At 42.5% G+C, this 9,641-nt stretch carries 4 protein-coding genes; 2 read left to right on the top strand and 2 right to left on the bottom strand.

The genetic code is table 11. From position 1 onward, the window contains the following. Nucleotides 1-205 precede the first annotated feature (205 nt). Nucleotides 206-1,243 carry a sodium:calcium antiporter gene (locus H6G03_RS36080; RefSeq protein WP_190475578.1) on the bottom strand — a complete coding sequence of 346 codons (1,038 nt, stop codon included), beginning with the start codon at nucleotides 1,241-1,243 and terminating at the stop codon, nucleotides 206-208. A gap of 104 nt (nucleotides 1,244-1,347) precedes the next feature. Between H6G03_RS36080 and glsA the strand changes: the two genes are divergently transcribed. Beyond that, nucleotides 1,348-2,373 carry a glutaminase A gene (glsA, locus tag H6G03_RS36075; RefSeq protein WP_190475576.1) on the top strand — a complete coding sequence of 342 codons (1,026 nt, stop codon included), beginning with the start codon at nucleotides 1,348-1,350 and terminating at the stop codon, nucleotides 2,371-2,373. 9 nt (nucleotides 2,374-2,382) lie between these two features. On the opposite strand, the gene H6G03_RS36070 is transcribed toward glsA, so the two are convergent. Next, nucleotides 2,383-3,354: an SGNH/GDSL hydrolase family protein gene (locus H6G03_RS36070; protein WP_190475574.1), complete on the bottom strand. Its 972-nt coding sequence runs from the start codon at nucleotides 3,352-3,354 to the stop codon at nucleotides 2,383-2,385. A 573-nt stretch (nucleotides 3,355-3,927) separates the two neighbouring features. Here H6G03_RS36070 and H6G03_RS36065 point away from each other — a divergent pair. Next, entirely contained in the window at nucleotides 3,928-9,429 is a 5,502-nt protein-coding gene (locus H6G03_RS36065) for a trifunctional serine/threonine-protein kinase/ATP-binding protein/sensor histidine kinase (RefSeq protein ID WP_190475572.1), read from the top strand. Nucleotides 9,430-9,641 lie beyond the last annotated feature (212 nt).

Raw genomic sequence — 9,641 nt, 5'->3', positions numbered from 1 at the left:
GTGCCGATGCACGATATGCCTACGGCACGCTGTGCGAAGGCACTCCTGCAAGTGCCTTAACAAAAGTTCATACAGTGTCGATTACTTTTGTCCGACTACTTACAATCCCCAAATTATTCATCATCAAAACCTAATCTGGAGAAGCTTTTGTTGGCTTCACCAGATTCATCTGGGCTATCCCCTCTTCCCTAGCCCCTAGAACGGATCAACTAGAGAAAAACACCAGCAAAAACCCACCTAAATACAGCAACAGCACGAAGAAACTCTCAAAGCCGATGTTGCCAATTCCATGTTCTTCCCGACGCAACAAGCCTAAGAGTAAAATCCCAGTCATCAGGATAGTTAAGGCAAGAACGAAAACTTTGTCTTGCGTCAAAGCTGGATAAATCGATCCGTGGGGATAAACTAAGTCGCACAAAGCTAAAACTAATACGTCGAAGCTATTGCCACCCAAAACACCACTAACTGCTAGAGTATAAGCCCCACGCTGTACAGCCGCTATTGTTGTCACCAGTTCCGGAAGTGAGGTAGATATGGCAGTGAAGAGACTGCCAACAGCATTTTCGGAAAGACTTGTAGAGTCGGCAATCGCGACTCCCGCTTCTTCCACTCCATAGCCTGCAATGCCAAGAACGAGGGCTAGCAAAAAGAAACGCAACCACAAACTAATTAATCCCGGACTATCCGACTCGGTTGCTTGCAGTTCCTCAACATTTGTCTTTTCTGCCTGCTGGGGTTTCCACATGGGCAGATTTTGTGCATCGGCGACCAGACGCAAACCGAAAATATATGTGGCTACGAGTGCGATCGAAGCGGGATGAACTCCCCAAATATTAACCGATGGATAAGCCCTCGTCAGTAAAGGAATAGCTAGTAAAACTATCAGCAGCGTTCCTTGCGTCAGGGTAGCAGCATCAGCAGCTGCGTATTCCAAATTAGCCTCTAGGTAAGTGATATCGGCAATTCCCAAAAACGCCGTTTGCGCGGCGATATCGCCCAGCGCGTTGCTAATTGCCAGTTCTGGATAGCCAGAGGCGGCAGCTGTGACCGAGGTAACAATCCCAGGTAAGGAGGTGCTAAATCCCAAAAATAGGGCACCCATCAGCGCTTGTCCCAATCCGGTTTTTTCGGAGAGACGATCGGCTATAGCCGTCATCAAGCTACCGCTGATGGCAATTGCCAAAGCTGAAAGCAAAAATATACCTATATTAATCGCGAGAGATCGGTCAATAAATTCCAGCATTGATGTAATTTTTTAGTTTTCTGTTCCCATTCCATCATCAGTCAGTTGCCCATTGGAGATATTCTTAAAAAAGAGAGATTCTTAAGGGCAGGATCTTAAAGATTATGGCAAGTGGAGACAATCGGGAAGCAGAGATTAACCCATCTGAGGTTGTCGCATCGCCATTTCAGTCGTTTTTGAACGACTTGCATCTCAAGTACCAGTCACTCCGGGACGGTAAGGTCGCGACTTACATCCCGGAACTGGCAAAGGCAAACCCGGATTTGTTCGGTATCTGTGCGATCGCGTTGGACGGTCGGGTTTTCGAGGTGGGCGATTGCCATCAATTATTCACAATTCAATCTATTTCTAAGGTATTTGTATATGGGATGGTACTTGAGGATCGGGGACGGGATTATGTTTTGAGTAAAGTTGGTGTGGAACCGACGGGAGACGCATTTAATGCGATCGTCTTAGATGAAAGCTCGAAACGACCATATAATCCAATGGTGAATGCGGGTGCGATCGCTACTACCAGTTTAATCAAAGGTGCGGGGCCAACAGAACGCTTGAATCGAATGTTGGATATGTTCCGGCGATATATCGGTCACAACGATATTTTTATCGATATATCAGTTTTTATGTCAGAACGAACTACCGGACATCGCAACCGGGCAATGGCGCACCTCATGCACCATTTTGGCATGATTGATGAAAAAATTGATGAAGCGATCGACTTATATTTTCAGCAGTGTTCCTTAATGGTTAACTGTCACGATTTGGCAGTGATGGCGGCGACTTTAGCCAATAACGGCATCAATCCCATCACGGGAGAACAAGCTGTCGATAGTTCTTATGTTAAAGATATTCTCAGCGTCATGTACACCTGCGGGATGTATAACTATGCCGGTGAATGGGCGTACAAAGTCGGGCTTCCCGCCAAAAGTGGCATTAGCGGCGGAATTATTGTTGTAGTTCCCAATCAAATCGGTATTGCTGTGTTTTCCCCTCTATTGGATGAAAGGGGTAACAGCGTTCGCGGTGTGAAAGTTTGCGAAGAACTCTCCCGACATTTCGGATTGCATATGTTCGATCTGGCGATGGGAAGATGTAAAGTTTTGGAAATGTTGTCTAATGAAGAGAAGATATAGCAGATTATCTTATTTATTTTTACTGTTTTTCCGGCGTTTTGCTATCAAGCCAAAACCTAAAATACTAAAAATCAAAGCTGTCAGCACTATCGTAAATAAAGGAATAGAAAAATTAGAAGATTTTGGCCGATCTGTTATCGTAGGAGAGCCTAACTCTACTAATAACTTATGAGCGGCAGTTGTGGGGTGAATGTTATCCCAAAATAAATAGCGATCGGGATTACTGCATTTAATTGGTACTTTGAAACACGGTTCGGTTACATTAGTAAAGCCGTATTTGCTTGGATTGCTGCTAACTTGGTTAAAGATAGAGTTAACATCTAAATATTTCAATTTGATATCTGGGTTTAATTGCTGCCGCAAATTGTCGATCGCAGCAGCTAATTCGCTGTTATGCTTTGCAGTCAAATTGCTGAGTAAAGTGGCGCGTTCCGTTGTTCGCGTCCCCGGAAGCTTACCTAAATCCGGCAAATTAACTACAACAATATTTTTACCGCCAACAGCGGCGATCGACTTCACCGCACTGGTTAAATTATTAACAGGTACAGTAGTATCGATTCCACCACCCAGGTAATCATTCGCACCAGCCCATATAATATAAAGAGGATTGCGATCGCTAGTAGATTTACTGGCTTTAAACTTTTCGATTTGCGCTAACACTCCCAGAGGTACACTTTGAGAATTCCCAGTTGTAGCACCTCCGTAAGCAAAATTATTATTGAGATTTAAGGGTAATTTCAAATCAGAGGCGAGATATTCTACCCAAACAGGGCCATTAGAATATCGCCCTTTAAAATAAGGCGGACTGAGAGGATTTTCTTTGTCAGTAGCTTCGTAAACATTGCCAATATCCGAGAGACTATCACCAAAAACGTAAATGCGATCGAAACTTTGTGCCGCAGTCGCGCTTGGAAGCAATAAACCAGTAGAAAGCGCGATCGTCACTCCGGCAGTAGCGATCGCTAAATTTTTGTTCAACATATTATTTAACGTATTAGCAGTTCTTTTACTTTGTAGCAAATTTTGGCTCGGCTAGCCAATTATCCGTAACCTGTTTAACAGCACCAACGATACAACTATATGGCGATCTGGTATCTCTACCCTAATCAAACTGAAGAAATTAGCTTTGATTTAGAAAACATTTCCGAGCAGTTAATCCTGTCATCCAAAATCTGGTGACCTGAACTGCGGGAGAGCCATTTATTTGAATAAAAAAGTTTTTATACTGTTAGATATCTTGACTATATTCGCAATATTAATTACTTTCAACATCTTCGATTATCAATTATTATATCTTTCTATTGCTCGCTAAAAATAATCGCCTAACTTCCCACAGCTATGATTCTGTTTTGAATTAAATCTTTTTTCTACAAGCTCGATAAGTTGAACTACTAAAAAATTTATCTTTAGTAGAAAATTTAAAGTTTATTTTATTTTTTTTGTTTCCTCCCCCCTAGAAAAATATTTATGTTATGACCGATAATATAATATCTCCCGGACGCGAGCTTACTCAGTGCCGATCGTTCTCAAAGCTATCTCGCTGAAACCCCTACCATGATTGTCTTATCTGGCTATAGCATCTTTTCGGAAATCTACTCAAGTTCGAGAACAGTGGTATACAGAGGACTGCGGCAGTCGGATTCTCAACCTGTCGTCCTGAAAATGATGCGGAGTGAGTATCCCAGCTTCAACCAACTTGTTCAGTTCCGGAATCAGTATACCATAGCTAAAAATCTTAACCTACAAGGCGTCATCCAACCCTACAGTCTAGAAAACTACTGTAACGGTTTTGCCCTAGTCATGGAAGACTTTGGCGGCATTTCTTTGAAAGACTATACAAATACCCGTCCCGTAATATTATCAGAATTTCTTGACATTGCCATTCAAATTACCGCCACATTAGAAAAACTGCATCGTCAGCGGCTGATTCACAAAGATATCAAACCCGCCAACCTGTTAATAAACCCCCATACAAAAGAAATTAAAATCACCGACTTCAGTATCTCTTCCCTTCTTCCCCGCGAAAGTCAAGCACTTGTTTCACCCAACGTCTTGGAAGGTACCCTCACTTACCTGTCTCCCGAACAAACAGGAAGAATGAACCGAGGGATTGACTATCGCAGCGACTATTACTCTTTGGGTATCACATTCTACGAGCTGCTGACCGGACAGTTACCTTTTACTACCACCGACCCAATGGAGTTAGTATACTGTCACATTGCCAAGCTTCCCCCTTCGGTACACAGTATTAACCCGGAAATTCCCCAAGTTATTTCTGATATCATTGAAAAACTGATGGCGAAGATGGCGGAAGACCGGTATCAGAGTGCCTTGGGGTTGAAGCACGACCTAGAAACCTGCCAGCGAGACTGGGAAAATTCTGGGAAGATTGCCAATTTTGCGTTAGGTGCGCGGGATATTTCCGATCGCTTTCTCATCCCCGAAAAACTCTACGGCAGAGAAAAAGAAGTCGCTACCCTACTGGCGGCGTTCGATCGCGTAGCGTATCCGCAGGAAAATCGAGTCAGCAAAGAAGAATTTAACCCCCAATCCCAAATCCCAAATCCCAAATCCCAAATCGAAATAATCTTAGTGACAGGTTATTCAGGAATTGGGAAAACCGCCGTCGTCAACGAAGTCCACAAACCCATTGTGCGGCAACGCGGCTGTTTTATTAGAGGAAAATTCGACCAATTCCAGCGCAACATTCCTTTTTATGCGATCGCGCAAGCTTTGCGCGACTTGATAAGTCAATTGCACAGCGAAACCCCTCAACAAATAGAACAGTGGAAAGTAAAAATTCTCGATGCAGTCGGAGAAAACGGACAGGTAATTATTGATGTTGTTCCCGAATTAGAACGACTGATAGGTGTACAGCCACCAGTGCCGGAATTAGAACCAAGTGCTGCTCTAAATCGGTTTAACTTGGTGTTTTTAAAGTTTATGCGCGTATTTAGCAGTCCTTCTCATCCTCTGGTAATATTTTTGGATGATTTGCAGTGGGCAGACTCTGCTTCTTTAAAGTTAATCGAATTGTTGATGAGCGAAACCGATATGCGCTATTTGTTGCTGATCGGTGCTTATCGAGATAACGAAGTTTTGAACGGGCATCCTTTGATGCTGACCTTAGAGGAACTTCGCAAAAAAGAGGTAACCGTTAATACAATTACCCTCGCACCTTTAAATTCAAACAACTTAAATCGTCTGATTGCCGACACGCTCATCTGTCCGCCAGAAATTGCCCTGCCGCTTACCCAACAGGTTTATACAAAAACTAAGGGAAATCCCTTTTTTAGCAATCAATTTCTCAAAGCTTTATATGAAGATGGATTGATTAATTTTAATTTTGAAGCGAGGTATTGGCAATGCGATCTCGCTCAAGTTAAGGCGCAGTGTTTGACAGATGATGTGGTGGAGTTTATGGCGCTTCAGTTACAGAAGTTGCCGGCAAATACTCAGGAAGTGCTGAAACTGGCTGCCTGTATTGGCAACTCTTTTGATTTAAACACTCTTGCTATTGTATACGAGAAGTCGCCCGCAGAAACGGCAGCCGATCTGTGGAAAGCGCTGCAAGAAGGATTGGTTATACCCAAAAGCGAAATTTACAAATTTTTTCATTCAAGCGATCGCAATTTATTGTCAACAGCCAATGAGTCAGAATCTGAGCAATTACAGATTGCCAATTATGAATTAGCTACTTACAAATTTTTGCACGATCGCGTCCAGCAAGCAGCTTATTTTCTAATTCCAGAAGAGCGAAAAAAAGCTACGCATTTAAAAATCGGGCAACTGCTGCTTAGCAATACACCTGTAGAGCGACAAGAAGAGAATATTTTAGATATTGTCAATCAGTTAAATTATGGAGCCGCGTTAATTAGCGCTCCAGCCGAACGCAGTCAATTAGCGCAACTGAATCTGATTGCCGGACGCAAAGTAAAAGCTTCAACCGCTTACACTGCTGCACTCAGATACTTAACCACCGGCATGAAATTGCTGCCAAAAGATAGCTGGCAAAATCATTACGATCTGACATTAGCTTTGCACGAAGAAGCCGCAGAGGCTGCATACTTGTGCGGCAACTTCGAGCTGATGAATTTGCTATTTGAAGATGTGCTGCAACAAGCTAAAACTTTGCTGGATAAAGTCAAAGTTTATGAAGTTAAACTTCAGGCTTATGCAGCGCAAAAGAAGTTTGTGGAAGCCATAGAAACTGCACTGCCAATTTTAGAGCAGTTAGGTGTAAGTTTTCCTAAATCCCCCAGCCAGTTGGATATTCAATACGCATTAGAATCAACAGCTGCCAATTGGAATAGCAAGCAGATCGAGGATTTAATCAATCTGCCGGACATGACCGAAGCAGATAAAAAAGCCGCGCTACGTTTTTTGGCAAGTATAACAGCAGCTGCTTATATAGCTATTCCTCAATTGTTACCACTGATTGTCTGCGAAGAAATAAATTTATCCATCAAATATGGAAATGCTCCGCTATCAGCATACAGTTATGCTATCTATGGCACAATTCTGTGTGGCGTAGTCGGAAATTTAGAAGCGGGTTATCAATTCGGTCAATTAGCTTTAAAGACGCTGGCGCGGTTCCATGCTAAAGAAATTACAGCTAAAGTATCGATCAATGTAGGTGGAGACATCAAACATTGGCAAGAACATGGACGAGAAACGCTAAAATTTTTGCGATCGGGATATCAAATTGGGTTAGAAACGGGAGATTTAGAATTTGCAGCCTATTGTGGAGTGTATGAATGTTTCAATTCCTACTTAATCGGTGCAGAATTGTCCCAACACGAACAAGAAGTAGCAATCTACAGCCGTGCTTTCAGTCAATTCAAGCAAGAAACGGTATGTATTTGGAGTGCGATTCATCGACAAACTGTATTAAATTTAATGGAGCGATCGGATCGTCCGTCCTGTTTGGTAGGACAAGCTTACAATGAAACGGAATCGTTACCGCAACACGAAAAAGTTAACGATCGCCTTGCGCTGCATATATTATATTTTAATAAACTTACTCTCAGTTATATATTCGGAGAATTTCAACAAGCTTTAGCCAATGCAGAACAAGCGGAAAAGTATTTAGACGGTGTGACGGGAATGCTGGTAATTCCAACATTTTATTTGTACGATTCTTTGGCGCGGATGGCACTTTATAATGATGCTCCGGAATCCGAACAAAAAAATATTTTGTTAAAAGCGATCGCCAATCAAGAAAAAATGGAAAACTGGGCAAATTTTGCTCCCATGAATCATTTGCATAAACTTTATTTAGTCCAAGCCGAACTAAATAGAATTTTGGACAAAAAAATAGAAGCGATGAAAATGTACGATTGCGCCATTGCCGGAGCTAAAGAAAACGGGTATATTCAAGAAGAAGCTCTCGCTGACGAACTGGCAGCAAAGTTTTACCTGGAATGGGGAAAAGCTAAAATTGCCCAAACTTATATGATTGATGCCTACTATGCCTACAGTCGTTGGGGAGCTAAAGCTAAAGTAGAGGATTTGGAAAAACGCTATCCCGAATTACTCACTCCTATTCTGCAACAAGAAAAAATTACTTTCAACCTCCGCGACGCACTCGCGACGCATCCCATAAACAAAACAATCAGTTCTACTAGCAAAACAATTTCAGACGTGTTGGACATCTATTCGGTAATCAAAGCATCTCAAGCGCTATCAGAGGAAATTAATCTCGATAAGTTGCTCTCTAAATTAATGCAAGTATTGATGGAAAATGCTGGTGCCCAAAAAGCTTGTCTCATCTTGACCAAATCAGGGAATTTGGACAGGGAAGCACTTGCCATTTGTAGCAGTGCGAATGGAGGAAGCCAAAGCGAATCCATCATCCAATCGATTCCGATTTATTCCTCCACTGATACTCCCATGAGTATCGTTAATTACGTGCAAAATACTAAAGAAACGCTAGTCATTGATGACGGTGCGAGTGCCGATCGTTTTACTGGCGATCCTTACATAATCGAACATCAACCCAAAAGTATATTGTGTACTCCGCTGCTCAATCAAGGCCACACGATCGCTATACTTTACCTGGAAAATAATCTCACCAAAGCAGCCTTCACGAGCGACAGATTAGAAGTGCTAAAAGTTCTTTGTTCTCAAGCTGCCATTTCCCTAGAAAATGCCAGACTTTATCAGGAATCTCAAAATTATGCCAAACAGTTAGAAGATTCCCTAGAAAAACTGCAAGAAGCCCAAATCCAGATCGTGCAGGGCGAAAAAATGGCAACTCTCGGTCAATTAATGGCAGGGATCGCTCATGAAATCAACAATCCCCTTGGCTTTATTGCCGGCAATATCGACCACGCACTCGAATATACTGAAGACGTGATCGATCACCTATCACTTTATCAGCAACACTACCCCGAACCCGCACCAGAAATTGAGGACGATGCCGAAGACATCGATTTAGAATTTGTACTAGAAGACTTGCCGAAAATGCTTTCTTCCATGAAACAGGGAACCGATCGCATTCGCAATATCAGTAATTCAATGCGGACGTTTTCGCGGTTGGATAACAGTAATAAAATCCGATTTAACATCCACGAAGGCATTGACAGCACACTCGTGATTTTACACCATCGCCTCAAAGCAAAAGACACTCGCCCTGCCGTTGAAGTTGTCAAAAATTATGGTGAATTACCGGAAATTAACTGCTATCCCGGACAACTGAATCAGGTGTTTATGAATATCCTGGGAAATGCGATTGATGCTTTAGACCAAGCAAATAATGGTAAGGCTTATAAAGAAATAGAAAAAAACCCCAACCGGATTACTATTACCACAGAAATCGATCGAGATAACAGTCAAGTCGCGATTCGGATTGCCGATAATGGCGTCGGCATACCACCGGAAGTGAAAGAGCGCGTTTTTGAGCATTTATTTACCACAAAACCAGTCGGTAAAGGTACTGGTTTGGGGTTATCAATTTCGCGTCAAATTGTGGAAAAAGAACACTCCGGCAAGCTAAGTTGTACTTCTTCAATTGGACAGGGTACGGAGTTTGCGATCGTCATCCCGATCGAGTGATATAGGATATAGCTAGGGGAGCGGGGGAGTCAAAAGTCAAAAGTCAAAAGTCAAAAGTCAAAAGTCAAAAGTCAAAAGTCAAAAGTCAAAAGTCAAAAGTCAAAAGTCAAAAGTCAAAAGTCAAAAGTCAAAATTCAAAATTCCTCCCTCTCCCTCTCCCTCTTCCCTAGTCCCTAACCCCTAACCCCTAACCCCTAACCCCTAGTCCCTAA

The organism is Aerosakkonema funiforme FACHB-1375, assembly GCF_014696265.1.
GTDB classification, from domain to species: domain Bacteria; phylum Cyanobacteriota; class Cyanobacteriia; order Cyanobacteriales; family Aerosakkonemataceae; genus Aerosakkonema; species Aerosakkonema funiforme_A.
This window is presented reverse-complemented; position numbering and strand designations above follow the sequence as displayed.